General features: G+C 62.5%; 19 protein-coding genes. 8 read left to right on the forward strand and 11 right to left on the reverse strand.

What is annotated here, in order from left to right; translation table 11 throughout:
- Nucleotides 1–8: 8 nt before the first annotated feature.
- The 5 genes from atpD to QOV41_RS01515 form a co-directional block, all read right to left on the reverse strand.
- Nucleotides 9–1,448, reverse strand: coding sequence for a F0F1 ATP synthase subunit beta (gene atpD, locus QOV41_RS01495; protein WP_284579065.1), 1,440 nt, complete (start codon nucleotides 1,446–1,448; stop codon nucleotides 9–11).
- A 20-nt stretch (nucleotides 1,449–1,468) separates the two neighbouring features.
- Nucleotides 1,469–2,362 (reverse strand): F0F1 ATP synthase subunit gamma, encoded by an 894-nt coding sequence (locus QOV41_RS01500; protein WP_284579066.1) that lies wholly within the window; start codon nucleotides 2,360–2,362, stop codon nucleotides 1,469–1,471.
- A gap of 24 nt (nucleotides 2,363–2,386) precedes the next feature.
- Complete coding sequence (gene atpA / locus QOV41_RS01505; RefSeq protein WP_284579067.1) at nucleotides 2,387–3,922, reverse strand: F0F1 ATP synthase subunit alpha; 1,536 nt, start codon at nucleotides 3,920–3,922, stop codon at nucleotides 2,387–2,389.
- A complete protein-coding gene (locus QOV41_RS01510) occupies nucleotides 3,923–4,519 on the reverse strand; it encodes a F0F1 ATP synthase subunit delta (protein ID WP_284579068.1) in 597 nt (198 codons plus the stop codon).
- 187 nt (nucleotides 4,520–4,706) lie between these two features.
- On the reverse strand, nucleotides 4,707–6,875 hold the full coding sequence (locus QOV41_RS01515) for a primosomal protein N' (RefSeq protein WP_284579069.1): 2,169 nt from the start codon (nucleotides 6,873–6,875) through the stop codon (nucleotides 4,707–4,709).
- 100 nt (nucleotides 6,876–6,975) lie between these two features.
- Between QOV41_RS01515 and QOV41_RS01520 the strand changes: the two genes are divergently transcribed.
- The 3 genes from QOV41_RS01520 (at nucleotide 6,976) to QOV41_RS01530 (ending at nucleotide 10,018) form a co-directional block, all read left to right on the forward strand.
- Nucleotides 6,976–7,905 (forward strand): tyrosine recombinase XerC, encoded by a 930-nt coding sequence (locus QOV41_RS01520; protein WP_284579070.1) that lies wholly within the window; start codon nucleotides 6,976–6,978, stop codon nucleotides 7,903–7,905.
- A 154-nt stretch (nucleotides 7,906–8,059) separates the two neighbouring features.
- Nucleotides 8,060–8,998 carry a DMT family transporter gene (locus QOV41_RS01525; RefSeq protein WP_284579071.1) on the forward strand — a complete coding sequence of 313 codons (939 nt, stop codon included), beginning with the start codon at nucleotides 8,060–8,062 and terminating at the stop codon, nucleotides 8,996–8,998.
- A 75-nt stretch (nucleotides 8,999–9,073) separates the two neighbouring features.
- A complete protein-coding gene (locus tag QOV41_RS01530; RefSeq protein WP_284579072.1) occupies nucleotides 9,074–10,018 on the forward strand; it encodes a hypothetical protein in 945 nt (314 codons plus the stop codon).
- Nucleotides 10,019–10,154: 136 nt separating this feature from the next.
- Here QOV41_RS01530 and QOV41_RS01535 read toward each other — a convergent pair whose 3' ends face one another.
- Genes QOV41_RS01535 through sdhC form a run of 5 tightly spaced genes read right to left on the reverse strand, consistent with a single transcriptional unit; the run spans nucleotide 10,155 to nucleotide 13,881 of the window.
- Entirely contained in the window at nucleotides 10,155–10,937 is a 783-nt protein-coding gene (locus tag QOV41_RS01535) for a succinate dehydrogenase iron-sulfur subunit (protein WP_284579074.1), read from the reverse strand.
- A gap of 43 nt (nucleotides 10,938–10,980) precedes the next feature.
- The gene (locus QOV41_RS01540; RefSeq protein ID WP_284579075.1) at nucleotides 10,981–11,283 is read right to left on the reverse strand and encodes a hypothetical protein; all 303 of its coding nucleotides are present in this window, start codon (nucleotides 11,281–11,283) and stop codon (nucleotides 10,981–10,983) included.
- A complete protein-coding gene (gene sdhA / locus QOV41_RS01545; RefSeq protein ID WP_284579077.1) occupies nucleotides 11,283–13,094 on the reverse strand; it encodes a succinate dehydrogenase flavoprotein subunit in 1,812 nt (603 codons plus the stop codon). The genes QOV41_RS01540 and sdhA overlap by 1 nt, the downstream gene beginning before the upstream one ends.
- A 5-nt stretch (nucleotides 13,095–13,099) precedes the next feature.
- The gene (sdhD, locus tag QOV41_RS01550) at nucleotides 13,100–13,495 is read right to left on the reverse strand and encodes a succinate dehydrogenase, hydrophobic membrane anchor protein (protein WP_284579078.1); all 396 of its coding nucleotides are present in this window, start codon (nucleotides 13,493–13,495) and stop codon (nucleotides 13,100–13,102) included.
- On the reverse strand, nucleotides 13,495–13,881 hold the full coding sequence (sdhC, locus tag QOV41_RS01555; protein WP_284579079.1) for a succinate dehydrogenase, cytochrome b556 subunit: 387 nt from the start codon (nucleotides 13,879–13,881) through the stop codon (nucleotides 13,495–13,497). The genes sdhD and sdhC overlap by 1 nt, the downstream gene beginning before the upstream one ends.
- Nucleotides 13,882–14,129: 248 nt before the next feature.
- Here sdhC and QOV41_RS01560 point away from each other — a divergent pair, with 248 nt between their 5' ends.
- The 5 genes from QOV41_RS01560 to QOV41_RS01580 all read left to right on the forward strand — a co-directional run bounded on the left by QOV41_RS01560 (nucleotide 14,130) and on the right by QOV41_RS01580 (nucleotide 18,123).
- Nucleotides 14,130–14,717 carry an NUDIX domain-containing protein gene (locus QOV41_RS01560; RefSeq protein WP_284579080.1) on the forward strand — a complete coding sequence of 196 codons (588 nt, stop codon included), beginning with the start codon at nucleotides 14,130–14,132 and terminating at the stop codon, nucleotides 14,715–14,717.
- 62 nt (nucleotides 14,718–14,779) lie between these two features.
- The gene (gene deoD / locus QOV41_RS01565; protein ID WP_284579081.1) at nucleotides 14,780–15,490 is read left to right on the forward strand and encodes a purine-nucleoside phosphorylase; all 711 of its coding nucleotides are present in this window, start codon (nucleotides 14,780–14,782) and stop codon (nucleotides 15,488–15,490) included.
- A gap of 110 nt (nucleotides 15,491–15,600) precedes the next feature.
- Nucleotides 15,601–16,941: a hypothetical protein gene (locus tag QOV41_RS01570; RefSeq protein ID WP_284579082.1), complete on the forward strand. Its 1,341-nt coding sequence runs from the start codon at nucleotides 15,601–15,603 to the stop codon at nucleotides 16,939–16,941.
- Nucleotides 16,938–17,753, forward strand: a complete 816-nt coding sequence (locus tag QOV41_RS01575) for a COG3904 family protein (protein WP_284579083.1) — start codon at nucleotides 16,938–16,940, stop codon at nucleotides 17,751–17,753. The genes QOV41_RS01570 and QOV41_RS01575 overlap by 4 nt, the downstream gene beginning before the upstream one ends.
- A gap of 73 nt (nucleotides 17,754–17,826) precedes the next feature.
- Nucleotides 17,827–18,123, forward strand: a complete 297-nt coding sequence (locus QOV41_RS01580) for a hypothetical protein (protein ID WP_284579084.1) — start codon at nucleotides 17,827–17,829, stop codon at nucleotides 18,121–18,123.
- On the opposite strand, the gene QOV41_RS01585 is transcribed toward QOV41_RS01580, so the two are convergent.
- On the reverse strand, nucleotides 18,124–19,338 hold the full coding sequence (locus QOV41_RS01585) for a GGDEF domain-containing protein (protein WP_284579085.1): 1,215 nt from the start codon (nucleotides 19,336–19,338) through the stop codon (nucleotides 18,124–18,126).
- Nucleotides 19,339–19,363 lie beyond the last annotated feature (25 nt).

Raw genomic sequence — 19,363 nt, forward strand, 5'->3', positions numbered from 1 at the left:
TCCAGTCCTTAGGCAGCCTGCGCGGCCAGCTTCTGCGCCTTGGCGACGGCGTCTTCGATGGTGCCGACCATGTAGAAGGCGGCTTCCGGCAGGTGATCGTATTCACCAGCCACGAGACCCTTGAAGCCCTTGATGGTATCGGCGAGCTGCACGAACACGCCAGGGGAGCCGGTGAAGACTTCTGCCACGTCGAAGGGCTGGCTCATGAAGCGCTCGATCTTGCGGGCGCGGGCCACTGTGAGCTTGTCCTCTTCGGAAAGCTCGTCCATGCCCAGGATCGCGATGATGTCCTGCAGGGCCTTGTACTTCTGCAGCACTTCCTGAACGCGGCGAGCGGTCTCGTAGTGCTCTTCGCCCACAACCTGCGGGTCGAGAATGCGCGAGTTGGAGGCTAGCGGGTCAACGGCGGGATAGATGCCCTTTTCCGAGATGGCGCGGTTCAGCACGGTCGTCGCGTCAAGGTGCGCGAAGGTCGAGGCCGGTGCCGGGTCGGTGATGTCGTCGGCGGGGACGTAAACGGCCTGCACCGAGGTGATCGAACCCTTGTTGGTGGTGGTGATGCGTTCCTGCATCGCGCCCATGTCGGTTGCCAGCGTCGGCTGGTAGCCCACAGCGGAGGGAATGCGGCCCAGAAGAGCCGACATTTCCGAACCGGCCTGGGTGAAGCGGAAAATGTTGTCCACGAAGAACAGCACGTCCTGGCCCTGGTCGCGGAAGTTTTCGGCGACGGTGAGACCTGTCAGTGCCACGCGGGCGCGGGCACCGGGGGGCTCATTCATTTGGCCGAAGACGAGGGCGCACTTGGATCCGGCAGCCGAGCCACCGTTTTCGTGCGGGTCCTTGTTCACGCCCGATTCGATCATTTCGTGGTAGAGGTCGTTGCCTTCGCGGGTCCGCTCACCCACGCCGGCGAACACCGAGTAACCACCATGCGCCTTGGCGACGTTGTTGATCAATTCCTGAATCAGCACGGTCTTGCCCACGCCGGCACCGCCGAAGAGGCCAATCTTACCGCCACGAGCGTAAGGAGCGATCAGGTCCACCACTTTGATGCCAGTGACGAGCACTTCAGCTTCGGGGCTCTGATCGACGAAATCGGGAGCTTCCTGGTGGATTTCACGGCGGGCTTCGGTTGGGATAGGACCGGCTTCGTCGATCGGCTCGCCGATGACGTTCATGATGCGGCCCAGGGTTGCCTCGCCAACCGGCACGGAAATGGCCGACCCGGTGTCGAGCACTTCTGCGCCACGGACCAAACCTTCGGTCGCGTCCATGGCGATGGTGCGCACGGCGTTCTCACCCAAGTGCTGGGCGACTTCGAGCACGAGGCGCTGGCCGTTATTGGTGGTTTCCAGAGCGTTCAGGATCGCAGGCAGATGCCCGTCGAACACGACGTCCACGACAGCGCCTTTGACCTCAGAAATGCGGCCGGCTTTTCTCTCTGCCATTTGGTGTCCTCGCTAATGCGTTAGAGCGCTTCGGCGCCCGAGATGATTTCGATAAGTTCTTTGGTGATCTGGGCCTGGCGCTGGCGATTGTAGCTCAGCTGCAGCTTGTTGATCATTTCGCCGGCATTACGGGTCGCGTTATCCATCGCGCTCATCTGCGCACCGTAGAAGGACGCGCCATTTTCGAGCAGCGCCCGGAAGATCTGAACGCTCACATTGCGGGGCAGGAGGTCGGCAACAATGGCCTCCTCGCTTGGCTCGTATTCGTACTGAACCGTGCCCGTGTCGAGCTGACCCTCGCCTTCACCGTCTGGCATCACCAGCTTGGCCGGGATGATCTGCTGAGCGGTTGGCACCTGGCTAATCACCGAATTGAACTTGGCAAAGAACAGGGTGGCGATGTCGAACTCGCCGGCCGCGTACATCGACTGGACCTTCTCCGAGATCTGGGATGCCTGTGCAAAGCCGACATTCTTGATTTCGCGGAAGGTGATGTAGTCGACGATGTTGGCCGAGAACTGCCGCTTGAGGATGTCGTTGCCCTTGCGGCCAACGGTCAGGATCTTGACCGTCTTGCCTTCGGACAACAGGCGGTTGGCGTGGTCGCGTGCCAGACGCGCAATGGAGGAGTTGAAGCCGCCAGCCAGTCCGCGTTCGCCCGTTGCGACGATCAGAAGATGCACCTGATCGTTGCCGGTCCCGGCCAGTAGCGCAGGGGCATCGGCCTGGCCCTCGTAAACGGCGCCAAGGCTTGCCAGCACCCCGCCCATGCGTTCGGCATAAGGGCGGGCCGCTTCGGCTGCTTCTTGGGCGCGGCGAAGCTTGGCCGCCGCAACCATCTGCATGGCCTTGGTGATCTTCTGGGTCGACTTGACCGAGTCGATGCGGTTCTTGAGATCCTTTAACGACGGCATGAGCCTGGCGTCTCCTTGATGCCCTTAGGCCGCGTAGGTCTTTTTGATGTCGTCCAGAGCGGACTTCAGCTTGGCGCGCGTATCGTCGGAAAGTGCCTTCTCGGTCGCAATGGTCGAGAGGATTTCCGAGTACTTGCCACGCATGTTCGAGAGCACGTGCCGCTCGAAATCGCCCACCTTGGACACCGGGATGGTGTCGAGATAGCCGTTGGCGCCAGCAAAGATCACCGCTACCTGCTCTTCGGTCTTGAGCGGGCTGAACTGAGGCTGCTTGAGCAGCTCCGTCAGGCGCGCACCGCGATTGAGCAGACGCTGGGTTGCAGCATCGAGGTCCGAACCGAACTGGGCAAAGGCCGCCATTTCGCGGTACTGCGACAGCTCACCCTTGAGTGAGCCTGCCACCTGCTTCATCGCCTTGACCTGGGCCGAGGAGCCCACGCGGGACACCGACAGGCCCACGTTCACGGCAGGACGAATACCCTGGAAGAAGAGGTTGGTTTCCAGGAAGATCTGGCCGTCGGTGATCGAGATCACGTTGGTCGGGATATAGGCCGACACGTCGTTGGCCTGGGTCTCGATGACCGGCAGGGCGGTGAGCGAACCGAGGCCATGTGCCTCGTTCATCTTCGCCGCGCGCTCGAGCAGACGGGAGTGGAGGTAGAACACGTCACCCGGATAGGCTTCGCGGCCCGGCGGACGGCGCAGCAGCAGGGACATCTGGCGATAGGCAACGGCCTGCTTGGTCAGGTCGTCATAGGCGATCACGGCATGCATGCCATTGTCGCGGAACCACTCGCCAATGGCGCAGCCGGTGAAAGGCGCAATGTACTGCAGCGGGGCCGGATCGGACGCGGTAGCGGCAATCACGACAGAATACTGCAGGGCGCCGGATTCTTCGAGCAGACGCACAAACTGAGCGACGGTCGAACGCTTCTGACCCACGGCAACATAGATGCAGTAGAGCTTGTCGGTTTCCGACGCGCCCGCATCGTGTGCCGGCTTCTGATTTAGGAAGGTGTCGATAATGATGGCGGACTTGCCGGTCTGGCGGTCGCCAATGATCAGCTCACGCTGGCCCCGGCCGATCGGGATCAGCGCGTCGATAGCCTTAAGGCCGGTCGACATCGGCTCATGCACGGACTTGCGGGGCAGAATGCCAGGAGCCTTGACGTCGACGCGGCGGCGCTCGGTGTATTCGATCGGGCCCTTGCCGTCGATCGGATTGCCCAAACCATCGACAACGCGGCCAAGCAGGCCCTTGCCGACAGGGGTGTCCACGATTGAGCCGGTGCGCTTGACGGTGTCGCCTTCCTTGATGGCCCGGTCCGAGCCAAAGATCACGACGCCGACATTGTCGACTTCGAGGTTGAGGGCCATGCCCTTCACGCCGCCGGGGAACTCGACGAGCTCGCCGGCCTGGCAGTTGTCGAGGCCATATACGCGCGCAATACCGTCACCGACGCTCAACACCTGGCCAACCTCGGAAACCTGGGCTTCCTGGCCGAAATTCTTGATCTGGTCCTTGAGGATCGCAGAAATTTCCGCGGCTTTGATGTCCATTTATCCGACCTCTTTCATGGCGATCTTCATCGCGGTCAATTTCGTCTTGAGAGAAGAATCGATCAGCTGTGATCCGACCTTCACCTGAAGGCCTCCGATCAGCGAGGGATCGACGAACTGGTTGAGCGTCACGGTCTTGCCGACCCGCGCCTTGAGTGTTTCGCTGAGCGCGGCGACCTGCTCGGCGGTGAGCGGAGTTGCCGAGGTCACATCGGCGGTCATCTCGCCACGGGCCTTAGCGGCGATCTCGCGGAATTCCGAAATGATTGCGTCCAGGGCAAACAAGCGACCGTTGCGGGCGATGAGGCGAAGAAAGTTCGCGACGAGCCCGTTGGTCGAGGTCCGGCTCAAAATAGCGTTGAGAGCATCAGCCTTCTCGTCCGTGCTGATGACAGGTGAGCGCAAGAAGCTGGAGAAGTCAGCGCTTTCCCCGATCAGGCGGGAGACGTCGGACAGCGAAGTCTCGACCTGGGCCAGCTGGTTCTCGCTTTGCGCGAGGTCGAACAGAGCCGACGCATATGGTCGCGCAATCTGGGATAGCACCGAATTCTGCGCTGCCAATGCCGCTACACCCTCTTGGTTGCCCGCCTGCTTCACCGCCAGTTTTCGCTAGGGAAAACTCGGCTGGTCGCCGACGCTTGTTCTTTTAGGGAAGAAGGGCTTCACGCGCCCCTCTGAAATCGCGCAGGCTCTAGCACAAGGCTTGGCGCGCATGCAAGGCTTGGGGTCGCGAAACGGCCGATGCGAAAGTGTCGCAGGCAGTAAATGGAAGCAGCTCGCGCGATCACATGAAGCTCATCGGGTCGATGTCGACCTGCACCTTGAGATTGCCGGTTGTCTTCTCGCCCATGGCAAGCCAGAACCGGACATAGCCGGAAAGGTCGAAATCTTTCCCCGATTGGGCGAGGAGACGCACCCGGTAGCGCCCGCGGATCTGCGACACGGGTGCATCAGCTGGCCCGAAGAGGCGCAGCCCGTCGGCTTGCGGGGCTGAGGCGAGCAGGCGCTTGGCATAGTCCATGGCGGCTGCATGCTCATTGGCGGAAACAATCAGAGCTGCGAGCCGGCCGAAGGGCGGCAGGCCCCCGGCCTCGCGGGCGGTGAGTTCATGGGCATAGAAGGCCTCCCGGTCACCGGTCACCATCGCCCGCATCACCGGGTGATCGGGGTGATAGGTCTGGAGGAAGGCCTTGCCCGAGCGGGAGGCACGCCCAGCGCGCCCGGCGACCTGGGTCAGGATCTGGAAGGTCTTTTCGGCGGCACGTGGGTCGCCATGGGCAAGGCCAAGATCGGCGTCGAGCACACCCACCACCGAGAGCTTTTCGAAGTGGTGCCCCTTGGACACCAATTGGGTGCCGATGATGAGGTCATACTCACCGCGTTCGACTTCGGTGAAGCGTTCGCGCAGATGGGAATGGCTGCCCATGTCGGACGAGAGGATCACCCGCCGGGCATTGGGGAAGCGCTTGGCAGCCTCCTCGGCCACCCGTTCAATGCCGGGCCCTACCGCCACGAGGCTGTCGGTATCGCCGCATTCTCCACAGGACTTCGGGGTTTTTACCTCATGTCCGCAATGGTGGCACATGAGGACGCCGCGGAAGCGGTGCTCCACCATCCAGGCAGAACAGTCCGGGCATTTATATTGATGCCCGCAGGATTGGCAGAGCGTCAGCGGGGCATAGCCGCGCCGATTGAGGAACAGGAGTGCCTGCTCACCGCGGTCGAGCGCACCGAAGATCTCCCGGGCCAGAGTCGGTGCGATCCACTCGCCGCGCTCCGGGCCCTCGGTCCGCATGTCGAGCGCAGTGATGTTGGGCAATGCCGCCTCGGCGAAGCGGGAGGTGAGCAGCACATGCTCATAGCGGCCGACATTGGCATTGTTGCGTGTCTCGACCGACGGCGTGGCGGAGGAGAGGATAACCCGGGCATTACAGAGATGGGCGCGGACCACCGCCATGTCCCGGGCGTGATAGGTGATGCCGTCGGCCTGCTTATAGGCGCCGTCATGCTCTTCATCGAGCACCAGCATCCCCAGTTCGCGGAAGGGCAGGAAGAGCGCCGAACGGGCGCCGACCACGGCGCGCACCGTGCCCTCGAGCACGCCGCGCCAGACCTTGGCGCGCTGTGACGGCGTCATGTCGGAGTGCCACTCGGCGGGACGGGCGCCGAACCTGCGGGTAAAGCGATCGATGAAGGTGTTGGTAAGGGCGATCTCGGGCAGGAGAATCAGTGCTTGCCGTCCCGCCCGCAGCGTATCGGCGACGGCCTCGAAGAACACTTCGGTTTTACCGCCGCCCGTTACGCCATCGAGCAGGGCTACACCGAACTGGTGCGGGTCGAGGCGGGTGATCTGCTCGAGTGCCAGCTGCTGGGCTTCCGAGAGCTTGGCGATGGCGGCGTCGGGGTCTGGGGGCAGGACCACGGGTGGCGCCGGCATCTCCAGCCGTTCAATTGCGCCGACTCGTTCGAGGCCTTCCACCACCGAAGCGGACACCCCTGTGGCGCCGAGCAGTGCCGGCTTGGGCCAGGCCATGCCGTCCATCAGCGCATCCAATACTCGCAGGCGGGCCGGTGTCAGCTTCTCCGGCTCGTGCCCGGTGCTCCTGAACGCAATCACCGGCTTGGGGGGATCGAGCGCTTCGGTCGAGCGCAGCACCGAGCGGACCACCTGGCCGGGTACCGCCAAGGTGTAGCGCGCCACCCAGTCCACGAGCTTGAGCAGTTCTTCGGAAAGCGGCGGGACGTCATAGACATGGGCGATATCGCGCAGGCGATTGTGAGCGATGGTGTCGCGGGGCGGGCCCCAGACCACGCCATGGGTCAGCCTTGGTCCCAATGGCACCGCAACGATCGAGCCGCGCGCTACCGACACGCCGGGTGGTACGCGGTAGCTATAGGGGCCTTCGACGGCGACCCCCACCATGACGGCGACAATGTCGGATGATGCGTGCATTTGTGCCCGTTCTGTTCGCATCGGAACATAGGGAGCGCAAGTGATTCTGCAAAAGCTGTAGGGCTACGGTTTCGTTACCGAGATGCGCTAGAGTGTGGCCATGGTCGATTCCGCTTTTGCCACCGACGAGTTCGTTCGCACCCAGATCGCCGCCTGGCAGCGGGAGCTCGCCTCGGTGCGGCGCCTCGCGCTCGCTACGCTCGAGGCCTATGGCCGCGACGTCGATCAGTTTTTCGGCTTCCTTGCCGGACATACCGGTGGTCCGGTGAGCCTTGCCACGCTCAAGGCTCTGCGCGGCGCCGACGTGCGCTCCTTTATGGCGCAGCGGCGCAATGAAAGCCTTGGGGCACGCTCGCTGGCGCGGGTGCTCTCGGCGCTCAAGAGTTTCTTCCGGTTTCTCGAACGCGAGGGAGTGGTCGCAACCGAGGCGCTGAACGTTATTCGCACCCCTAAGCTGCCGAAAGCGCTGCCGAAAGCGCTGACGGTCCTGGAAGCCAAGCGCACGATCTCCACGACCGAGGAGATGGAGGAGCGGCCCTGGGTCGCGGCGCGGGACATGGCCGTTCTGTCACTCTGCTATGGTGCGGGGCTGCGTATTTCGGAGGCCTTGGCGCTGACCAAGGGAGACCTTGAAGGCGAGGTGCTGCGGGTGACCGGCAAGGGCGGAAAGGTGCGGCTGGTGCCGCTGATCCAACCGGTGCGGCGGTCCATCGAGCTGTACCTCGAACTCTGTCCGTTTAACGTCTGGCCCGAAGAACCGTTGTTCCGGGGGGTAAAAGGAGGCGTGCTGTCGCCGCGTTTGATCCAGTATCGAGTTGCGCAATTGCGCGGGGTGCTGGGACTACCGCCATCCGCAACGCCGCACGCTTTGCGGCATTCCTTTGCCACCCATTTGCTCGGGCGAGGCGGCGATCTGCGGGCCATCCAGGAATTGCTGGGGCACGCATCCCTTTCGACGACGCAGATCTATACCGCCGTGGATACCGACCGGCTGCTGGAAAGCTATCGCAAAGCGCATCCCCGCGGATGAGCAGCAGGCCACTCGGTCCCGTAGCACATCCAGCCGAACCGATATCGTGTGGGCGGACTTGCCTGCCGCAGGTTGGGAGGGCAAGCAGGTGCAAGGAACTGACATCCCACGCTTTCTTTGCAACGACGACGTAACCGGCGCCCTGGGGACGAACATGTCCAGCACCATAGTGGCCAAGACCACCCCATTGGACCCGGTCGGCTACGGCTTTGCCGTCATGGGGGCGGTGCTCTTCTCCACCAAGGGCATCTTCATCAAGCTCGCCTACGGTGCGGGGGTCTCCACCGAGCTGCTGCTCAGCCTTCGTATGCTGGTTGCCCTGCCGATCTATCTCGTCATTTTAGCGCTGGTTCTGTGGCGCGAAGACAAGTGGCGCGCAGCGCTCACGGCCCGGGTGGTGCTGGTCAGCATGGCCGTCGGCATCCTGGGCTATTACGTATCGAGCTACCTCGATTTCCTGGGATTGAGCTTCGTCTCGGCACAGTACGAGCGGCTGGTGCTCTTCACCTATCCGTTTTTTGTCCTCTTGTTCGGCGTCTGGTTCTTCGGTGACCGAATGGTCTGGCGCGTTGTTCCGGCGATGGCGCTTTCCTATGGCGGGCTCCTCGTCATCTTCGGCTGGAACTTGGCCGTAGCGCCGGAAGGATTGCTGGCGGGTACGCTGCTGGTGCTCGGCTCCGCAGCGACTTTCGCCCTCTACCAGCACTTGGCTAAGCGACAGATGGTGGTGATCGGCGCGAGCCTTTTTACCTGCATCGGCATGTCGACGGCGGCCCTTTGCGCCATCGGGCAGAATCTAGCGTTGGCGGGGCCACCGAGCTACTTCAATCTTCCGCCCGAAATTTGGCTTTATGGGCTCGCATTGGGAGTGCTCGGCACAGTGCTGCCCTCGTTCTTCATGAATGTCGGGATGGCGCGGATCGGCGCGCGGGCGGCGTCGTCGACGGCAGCTTTTGGCCCGGTGGTGACCATCGCTTTGGCGGTGATGATCCTCGGTGAGCCGTTTACGCCGTTCCACGCTATCGGCACGGCGTTGGTACTGCTCGGCTCACTGTGGTTTGCCAAAGCGGAGCGGGGTGCGCGAGCGGCATAAATCCGCGCTTGTGCGGCTACAAAGCCGAGGTAAGGTGCGGCGCAACTAAGCGGAACATGGGGAGAAACAGCGGAAATGACCACTAAAAACAAACTGTGGGGCTGTGCTGCCGCGAGCCTGATCCTCGCATCGGGTCTGGTGACGCCCGCCTGGGCCGACAAGATCACGCGCGAGGGCGCGTCCCCGCTAGACCCGGCAGAGATTTCTGCCCCGGGCAGCGCGTCCGAGATCGATTTCGGCGATGATAGTGGCGAATGGACCAATGACGGGGAGTGCGATGACCCCCGCTTCAGCGGCGAAGGCGCGGCCGATGAACTGGTCGAGGCGGATCGCATGAAAGACGCGACGGATTGCCGGGCGGCTTTGGAAGCCGGGACCATTACCTTCACCGGGGACGCTGAGGCCACCACGCTTGTCGCTCCAGAGATCGATTTTGGCGATGACACCAGCGAGTGGGCCAATGATGGAGAATGCGATGACCCCCGCTTTGCGGGGCCTGGTGCGGCAGAAGAGCTGGTTGGCGCAGACCTTTTGAAGGACGCCACTGACTGCAGGGCGGCCTATGAAGCGGGAACGGTGACCTATACCGGCGACCAGACGCCGATCGATAGTTCGGCGCCCGGGGCATTCGATTATGGCGGCGACACCAGCGCATGGGCCAAGGACGGGGAGTGCGACGACCCCCGGTTTACCGGGTACGGCATGGCCAAGAAACTCCTCAGCGAAGACAGCTATGCCGACGCAACCGATTGCCGGACGCTGGAGGCTGAGGGCAAGGTTTCTATTCGCACCGTCTATACGCCTGAATATGCCGCAGGCGCGCCCTATGACAGCGATGGGGTCGAATTTGGGGATAACAGCTCAAGCTTTGCCAATGACGATACCTGCGACGACCCACGTTTCGAGGGTCCCGGTGCTGCGGCACTGCTTTTGGAAGGAGATCGGCTCCGCGACGCCAATGACTGTCGCGTAGCCTATGAGGCCGGGACTGTGATGCTGATCGAATCTGAGCGAGGGTGAGTGGCAGGGGTATAGTACCCCAACCCGACCTCCCCCTGGTAAAGGGAGGAGTTGGCTCAGCGCCATACTGTGACGCGGTCACAATCCCGACGCCCCCTTGTAGGGGGAGGCTAGGAGGGGGTAACCCCAAGATCGACTACGCCGCCTTGCGCTCCACCATCATCTTCTTGATTTCGGCGATGGCCTTGGCCGGGTTCAATCCCTTGGGGCAGACCTTGGCGCAGTTCATGATGGTGTGGCAGCGGTAGAGCTTAAAGGGGTCTTCGAGATTGTCGAGCCGCTCTGGCGTGGTCTCGTCGCGCGAGTCGATCAGCCAGCGATAGGCCTGGAGCAGCGCTGCGGGCCCAAGATACTTCTCCCCATTCCACCAATAGCTCGGGCACGAGGTTGAGCAGCAGGCACAGAGAATGCACTCGTAAAGCCCATCGAGCTTGGCGCGGCTCTCGACCGACTGCGTCCATTCCTTTTCAGGCGTGGGTGAAGTGGTCTTGAGCCATGGCTCGATGGCGCGGTGCTGAGCGTAGAAGGTGGTGAGGTCGGGCACGAGATCCTTAACCACCGGCATGTGCGGCAGCGGGTAGATCTTGATGGCGCCAGAGCTGTCATCCATGCCTTTGGTGCAGGCCAGGGTATTCAGCCCGTTGATGTTCATCGAGCACGAGCCACAAATGCCCTCGCGGCAAGAGCGGCGCAGTGTCAGCGTGGCATCGACATTGTTTTTGATCCACAGCAGGCCATCGAGGATCATCGGCCCGCAATCGTCGAGATCGACGAAGTAGGTGTCGATACGCGGATTGGCATCCTGGTCGGGATCGTAGCGATAGACCTGGTATTCGCGCAGGCGCTTGGCATTGGCAGGCTTGGGCCAAGTCTTGCCCTTGGTGGGCCGGTCGGCCTTGGCGAGCATCAGTTCGACCATTGGTCGCTTCCTTCTCAATTGGACCCAAAAGGTCCAAGGATCGTCAGTAGTTCGGTTTGCAGACGCGGTTCGACTGGGCGACGTACGCGTTGTAGCGTGGGTAGTCGGCGGCGGCGGGCGATCCGCCCTTCATCGAGACGATAACCACGTTCATGAAGCGTTCGTCGATTAGGGTCATGGCGGCATCGGCCTTGCAGGAACAGAGCGTCTGGTCCTGCGAGATGCCCATGCAGACGGCATAGAACTCTGCCTTCTGCTCGGCAGTAGGCGAGGCCATTGTCGGGGTGACGGCTAGCGCCGGCACCGTCAAAACGCCGAGCACCGCGGTGAGAGCAAGCTTGCGCATCAGTAAACGCGAGCCTTGGGCGCGATTTTCTTGAGATCGATCCCGCCTTGGTCCTGCGGCGTCAGCGGCTCGGTGTGTACCGGGCGATAGCCCAGGCGCACGGCACCGGTGTCGGTGTCGATCCAGCTGAGTGTGTGCTTGCGCCAGTTCTCGTCGTCGCGGCTCGGATAGTCCTCATGGGCGTGGGCGCCGCGGGATTCGTGGCGTGCTTCGGCCGAAACCACGGTGACCATGGCGTTGGCCATGAGGTTTTCGAGTTCTAGGGTTTCGACCAGGTCCGAGTTCCAGACCAGAGAGCGATCCGTAACCTGCACGTCATGGAGACGTCCATAGATCTCGTTCATGCCATTGACGCCGCTCTTTAGCGAGTCCGACGTGCGGAACACGGCGGCATCCTGCTGCATCGTCCGCTGCATCTGGTCGCGCAGCTTGGCCGTGGGCTGGGAGCCCTTGGCGTTGCGGAGACGATCAAAGCGGGCCAGGATCTTTTCGTCCTGGGCGCGATTGACCGGCGGCACGGGCGTTGACTTGTCGAGCACCTTGCCGGCGCGGATGGCCGCGGCGCGGCCAAAGACCACAAGATCGGTGAGGGAGTTGGAGCCCAGGCGATTGGCGCCATGCACCGAAGCACAGGCTGCCTCGCCAACGGCCATGAGGCCAGCCACGATGCGGTCGGGGTCAGCCTCGGTTGGATTCAAGACCTCGCCGTGATAGTTCGCGGGAATGCCGCCCATGTTGTAATGCACTGTCGGCAGCACGGGAATCGGCTCACGGGTGAGGTCGACGCCCGCGAAGATCTTGGCGCTCTCGGTGATACCCGGCAGGCGCTCATGCAGCACCTTGGGATCGAGGTGATCCAGATGGAGGAAGATATGGTCCTTCTTGGGACCGACGCCGCGGCCTTCACGAATCTCGAGCGTCATGCAGCGGCTCACCACATCGCGGCTCGCCAGGTCCTTGGCGTTGGGGGCATAGCGCTCCATGAAGCGCTCGCCTTCCGAATTGGTGAGATAGCCGCCCTCGCCACGCGCCCCTTCGGTGATAAGGACGCCGGCACCATAGATGCCAGTGGGGTGGAACTGGACGAACTCCATGTCCTGCAGGGGCAGCCCGGCGCGCGCTACCATGCCATTGCCGTCACCGGTACAGGTATGGGCTGACGTTGCTGAGAAATAGGCGCGGCCATAACCGCCAGTCGCCAGCACCACGAGCTTGGCACGGAAGCGGTGAAGCGTACCGTCGTCGAGCTTCCAGGCGATCACCCCCTGGCAGGCGCCATCGTCGCCCATGATCAAATCGAGCGCGAAATACTCGATGAAGAACTGGGCGTCGTTGCGTAGCGACTGACCGTACAGCGTGTGAAGGATAGCGTGGCCGGTACGATCGGCGGCGGCGCAGGTGCGCTGCACCGGTGGGCCTTCGCCGAATTCGGTCATGTGCCCGCCAAAGGGGCGCTGGTAGATCTTGCCGGTCTCGGTGCGGCTGAAGGGCACGCCGTAATGTTCGAGCTCGTAGATGGCAGCCGGTGCCTCGCGCGCCAAATATTCCATGGCGTCGTTGTCGCCCAGCCAGTCCGACCCTTTAACGGTGTCGTACATGTGCCACTGCCAGGAATCAGGGCCCATGTTCTGGAGCGAAGCGGCAATGCCGCCCTGCGCCGCCACGGTGTGGCTGCGGGTGGGAAACACCTTGGTGATGCAGGCGGTGTTGAAGCCCTGCTCGGCCATGCCTAGCGTTGCGCGCAGACCCGCGCCGCCGGCGCCCACCACGACCACGTCGAATTCGTGGTCGATGATTTCGTATGAAGGCATCAGGTCTAACCCCAGAAGACGAGCTTGAGAATGGAGAGGACGCCGACCAGGCCAACAAGGACACAGAAGACGACGTTAGCCGTGTTGGCGAGCCGGTTGGTCCCATGCTCGTGCACATAGTCCTCGATGATGTCGTGCATGCCGATGCGCATGTGGAAGCAGACGACGGCAAAGAGCACCGCAAATGGTAGGCCCACCAGCGGATTGCCAATGGTCTGGACCATGTCGACGCGGTCCTGTCCCGCCAGACGCGTGATGATGAAAACCAAAAAGGCGATGAACAGGATGTTGAAGCCGCCGGAAAGGCGCTGGAGGCGGAAGCTGCGGGTGGCCGCCTTGCCATTGCCGTAGTGGGTAAGAGGATCGGCGACGACGCTACGCGTAACGGGTTTGTCGGCCATTATGCCACCCACACAAAGACGGCCCAGACCAGCAGGGTCAGGATTATGGAAGCGATGAGATTGCCCCAGGCGAGTGCCTCGCGCTGGCCGGGTTCGAAGCCGTTGATCGAATCCCAGACAAAGTAGCGCAGACCCCCCATCATATGGTGGAGGAGACTCCAGGTGTAGGCAAACAGCACTAGCTGCCCTAGCCAACTGCCATAGAGTGAATTGACGGCGTTGAGCGCTTCCTGGCTCCAGCCGGCTGCCACCAGCCAGATGGCCAGAAACAGCATGCCGGCATAATTCGCGACACCGGTGATGCGGTGGATAATCGACATCGCCATGGTGATGGTGAAGCGATAGATCTGGAGATGGGGAGAAAGGGGGCGGGAACGAACCGTCATTGCGCCTCGCTGGCGGGCAGGAAGAGCCCTGCAGTTTGGAATGGTTCGAGACTTCTAGCGCCCAAAGGTTACGAAATCCAAGAGCCAATGCTGCTCCGGACAAGTACTTTTGGCGCATTCCGCACTTTGTTCGTATATCGCACAAGGTGTTCGCTGCCCGCCGCTCGTTGCAATGTTAGGCTCGGGATGCTTGTGCCCTTGGCAGCCGCGACTTATCAACACAGGGATATCTCTGTGAGAACCTCCGATTGACCCAGACCATCACCATCGACGGCGTCACGCCCCTCGCTAACAACTGGGGACGCTTCGACAGCTACAAGGTCACCCATTCTCGCCGCGATGGCTCGACGCAGACCATCGAGCGCGAGGTTTATGACCACGGCTGTGCCGCAGCGGTGCTGCTTTATGCACCCGCGACCAAGACGGTGATCCTGACGCGGCAATTTCGCCTGCCGCCGCACCTCAATGGCGACCCTGCCTGGATGATCGAGGTGCCCGCTGGGATGCTGGACGGGGAGGCGCCGGCAATCGCAATCCGCCGCGAGGCCATCGAGGAGACAGGCTATGAGCCTGAGGCGCTGGAATTTCTCTTTGAGTGCTATGCCAGCCCGGGGTCGGTGACTGAGAAGTTCGCCTGCTATCTTGCGCGCTACACGCCCGGCCAGCAGGTCGGCGAAGGCGGCGGGCTGGCGCAGGAGGGCGAAGACATTGAGGTGTTCGAGCTCGCCTTCGACCGGGCGTTCGAGCTGATCGGCACTGGCGAGATTGCCGATGCCAAGACCATATTGCTGCTGCAAGCGCTGGCGCTACGCCGGAATGAACTCCTCGGCGCCTGAAGCTTGCCGTTGATCCGGCCAGTGGCAATGCTGGCGCAACAGCCCAGAAAAACGAGGCCACCATGACTCCCCACAACCATGCCCAGCCGGGCGACTATGCCGAAGCCGTGCTCCTGCCTGGCGATCCGCTGCGGGCCAAATGGATCGCTGATACCTTTTTCGAGGACGCGCAACTGGTCAACTCGGTGCGCAATTGTCTGGGCTATACCGGCACCTACAAAGGCAAGCGCGTTTCCGTGCAGGCGAGCGGCATGGGGCAGCCATCGCTGGGCATCTATGTGCACGAACTGATTAATGTGTACGGGGTCAAAACACTGATCCGGGTGGGCACCTGTGGCGGGCTCAATGCCAAGGTCAAGGTGCGCGACCTCGTGCTGGCGCAGGGCGCTTCCACCGACAGCGCTATCGTGCGCGACCGGTTTGGTCCCTATAATTTCGCGCCCATCGCCGATTTCGGCCTTTTGCGCGCTGCCGCGGCCAAGGCCGAGGAAAAGGGCATGCGCTACCATGCCGGCAACATGCTCTCCTCAGACATCTTCTATCATGCCGATGGCTTTGCCGGCTATGACAAGCTCCCCGACCATGGGGTCATCGGGGTCGAGATGGAAGCGGCGGCGCTCTATACGCTGGCGGCGCGCTTTGGCGTCCGGGCGCTGACCATCTGCACCATGACCGATTGCCTGATCACCCACGAGGAGATCAATGCCGACGAGCGGCAAACGTCCCTAAAGGATATGGTGACGGTGGCGCTGGATGTGGCGATCGAGGCCTAGAGCGCACGGGGCCTCCATTAACCCTCCCGTTTTTGTGCCTCCTTGTTGCCGCCATCGCTGTGTTAACCTCCCCTTAAAGGTCCGTTGAGGACGTCCGGGGTCGTTTCTTCATGCAGCTCAAGCCGAACGCCTATCGTCTTCATGAAACCGCCAAGGGCGTCGAGACGATGACCCGTTTCGCCCTGGCGGTGCTGGCGCTTGCCTCAGGCGTCTACACATATCTGGGGGTTCGCGGGCTGCTCGATGGGTCGGCGACCTTCGTCTTTTTTGCCGCTATCATCTATTCGGCCGCGGTGTCGGTTGCGATCTATGCCTTCTGGACGTTCATGATGCGCTTCGTGCCGCTGGTCACGAGCGGGGTGCAGCGGGCTTCGCTTTTTCTTACCATGGCGATCGGTTGCGGCATGATCATCGCAATGTCCAGCTGGCTCAATGCGGCGGCGCTGGCGGGGTCGGCGGCGCTCGAGCAGCATATGGCGGTGACCCTTCAGGGCTATGCGGAAGACCTCGATGACGCCCATGCCAATGCGTTGGCGGCTCAGTCGCTGCTGCCCGACGTACAGCGCGCCGCTGAGCGCTTTGCAGCTCTGGCCGCCGATGAACGAGAGCAGGGGGCGCTCACCGGTTCCATGGGCTCGGGCAGCGTGGTGCAGTTGCTCAGCCAGATGAGCACGCAGATGAACCAGCTGGCGGCGACCATTTCGGGCAGTCGCGAGGAAGTGGCCGGACTTTTCGAGCAGGGGTCGAACCGGCTCGCCACGATGCGCGAACTGGTCTCTACCCCCGGCACCATTGCGCCGCGGTCGGACAGTTTCCAAGCCGAAGCCGTGCAGCTGTCCGCTATCATTGCTGCGCTGCAGCAGACGGATGTGGCGGCCTCGGTGGCGCGAGCGTCGGAAGACCTGTCGGCTGGCTTCATTGCGCCGGTGGCGGATGGGCGCTCGGCCGACCTCGTCAACCGGCAGGACCAGGTGATGGAAACCGTGCGGGCCGCCGTCGCCGTTCAGTCGGCAGCCCTGACGGCAGCAGCGGACGAGATCCTTGCGACCCCCGCCGTGGAGCAGCGGCGGTTCGTGCCACTGTCGAGCGCCGAGGCCGTCTTGCGCTACTGGCAGGACTTTATCCCGTCCTGGGCGGGCGCCATTTCGATAGACCTGTTGCCGGTGGTGCTGGTGCTGGTGCTGATGATCGTCAACGACGCCATGCGCCGCGACTCGCAATCGCTGGAGGAGGCGGAGAACATCACGGCCGCCGAAATGCTGCGCGCCATGACGCTTTATCGCAAGATGGAGGCGGCGGGCGTGTCGGTGGAAGCGCCAGTCCCGCTTGCCGAATTCGCAGGGCCGCCCACTGAAAAGCCTGCCGCGGCTGATAACACACCTGAAGAGGCGACGGTCACCCCGATCGACAGTGCCCAGCGCAAGCGGACCGACGGCCCGCGCCCGGCATGAGTGCGGCCGCGAGCTCCACGCCAGGGAAGGTCAAGACGCGCCGCCGCGGCCTGGTCGAGTGGCTGGCTGGGTTGGAAGACGGCGCCATCATGCGCTTTGCCTTTTTCGGTTTGCTGATCGGTACCGTTGCGGTGCTCTACGTGGACTATCATGAACTTACTGCCGGGGAAGGGGCGGGCCTAAGTATCCCTAGCCGCCCCATTCTGCCGCCCGCCAGCACCGACGGGCCGGCTGATGGAGCCATGCCGCGGATCACCACCAGCCCCGAATTGCTCGAGCAATCATTGCAGATTGCCCTGGGGAGCGGCGGAGCCTTGCACCTCACCGGCACCTTCGACATCGGGTCCGCCGACCGTTTTGCGGCCGAGATCGCAGCGCGCGGCGAATATGTCGAAACAGTTGTGCTCGACTCCCCCGGTGGATCGGTGTTCGATGCGCTGGCGATCGGGCGCCTGATCAAGGAGCGGGAGCTCACGACCCGGGTGGAGGCGGGGTCCCTCTGCGCCTCGTCGTGCCCCATTGTCTTTGCCTCGGGTGCCGAGCGAATCGCGAGCGCCAATGCTGCAATCGGGTTGCACCAGATGTATGCGGCCGCCATCTCCGCCGAGCCGCTCGAAGCTCTGCGCGTCGCGGGCACCGCCATGGCCGACGCGCAGACGACCACTGGGCAGATCATTGCCCACCTGACGAAGGTGGGGGTCGATCCCGCTCTCTGGCTGCACGCGCTCGAAACCCCGCCGGACCGGCTCTACTACCTCTCCCCCGAGGAGATGACCGCACTTCGGCTCGTCACAGAACTTCTTCAAGATTGATCTAGATTAAAGAGGAACCTTGGAAGGGGGTATACAGTTAGGTCAGGTTGTAAGTGGAAGGGAGGCCACGACCATGAACCTTAAGCGTACATTGACCCGGCACCGGGATATCCAGAACTGGGTTACCGATCATAAGGGTACTCCCGCCATTTCGCGGGTGCGCAATCGCTTCGGCCAGGAGCGGGCGCAACTCAAGCTTAGCTTCAGCCGTCCCGACCGCGACAAGACGGATCTGACGAGCCAGGATGACGGAATCAGCCCCTGCTCCTGGAATGCTTGGTTGGCCGAACTCGACCGTCAGCAACTGGCGCTGAGCGTCGATCCAGCAGCCGACAAATATGAACTGGTCGAGCGTCGCGAGCTCAACTGATCAGGCGCGGCGTGATCCTTTGCGACGTTGGGGTCGCGCAGCCATCCGGTCGACCGATGGCTCCGACTTCACTGTGCAGACGCGGTCACGCCCACCCCGCTTGGCTTCATAAAGCGCAGCATCGGCGCGACGCAGCAGGTCCGACAGGCTGTCGCTGGAGCCAAGTTCTGTGACGCCCAGGCTAGCGCTGAATCGCTGGCCCGGACCAAGGGCTGCGATGGAGAGCGCAGCAAAGCTTGAACGCACATCTTCAGCATAGCCCTGAGCCGCCTCCAAGGTGGCGCCAGGCATCAAAATCGCGAACTCTTCTCCGCCCATGCGGCTGAGAAGCCGGGGCGCATTGCCGGCAGAGGTTAGCACGTCAGCAAAGGCGGTTATTACCCGGTCCCCCGCCTCGTGGCCATGCGTGTCGTTGATCGTCTTGAAGTGATCGAGGTCCGCTACCACCGCCGACAGTGGCCGGCCTAGGCGCCGGGTGTTGAGGATCACTACCCGCGCTCGATCCTCGAAGCCACGTCGGTTGAGCAAGCCTGATAGCTTGTCCGTCTCGGAGCGTGAGGTCATCTCCGCCATCTCTTCGCGCACGATGATGAGGAGCATCAGGACGCCATTGGTGATCAGCAGGAGCGCCGTGAACAGTTGCGAGTAGGCGCCGTACAGTGATTGGAGATAAGCCTGTGTCGAGCTTTCGCCCAGGCTAGCCGCTAAGAATGGCTTGGCAACAAATTGCGCGCCGCTGAGCAAGAGGAAGAGCAAAAGCGTTAGATCCAGCGCACTCCGCTTTCGGGCCCGGAACACCACCCAGGCGCCGACCAGATGCACGAAGAAATAAGGAAGCTGGTACACGAGCGCGCGGGGCAGGGAACTGGTGCTGTGCTGGTCCATCAAAACGGCATTGGCCAGGATGGAAGTGGCCAGGATCAGGGCCAGAGCACCCAGCGGCGGCTTTACCGCGTAGTGAGCTGCAAGCCCGATCGCTGAGACAGCGAAAGCGGCCAGGGCCACTGCGAAGACAAAGAGCCCGAGCAGTTCCGGGTGCGGCTGCAGCGGGAGAACAAACTCCAGACCCGCATTGAGAATGCCGATGGCATAGGCGAGGGCCAGCCAGCGGGCGGCGATTGCGCGAGGACTACGCCAGGCGATCACCAAAAAAGCCGCGGCGAACAGCCCAGCCACAAAGATATTTATGGCGAGAACGAAGCCAGCAGCGCTCAACGGAAGAACTCGAGATCTAAGATCC

Source organism: Devosia sp. RR2S18 (assembly GCF_030177755.1).
GTDB lineage: Bacteria > Pseudomonadota > Alphaproteobacteria > Rhizobiales > Devosiaceae > Devosia > Devosia rhizosphaerae.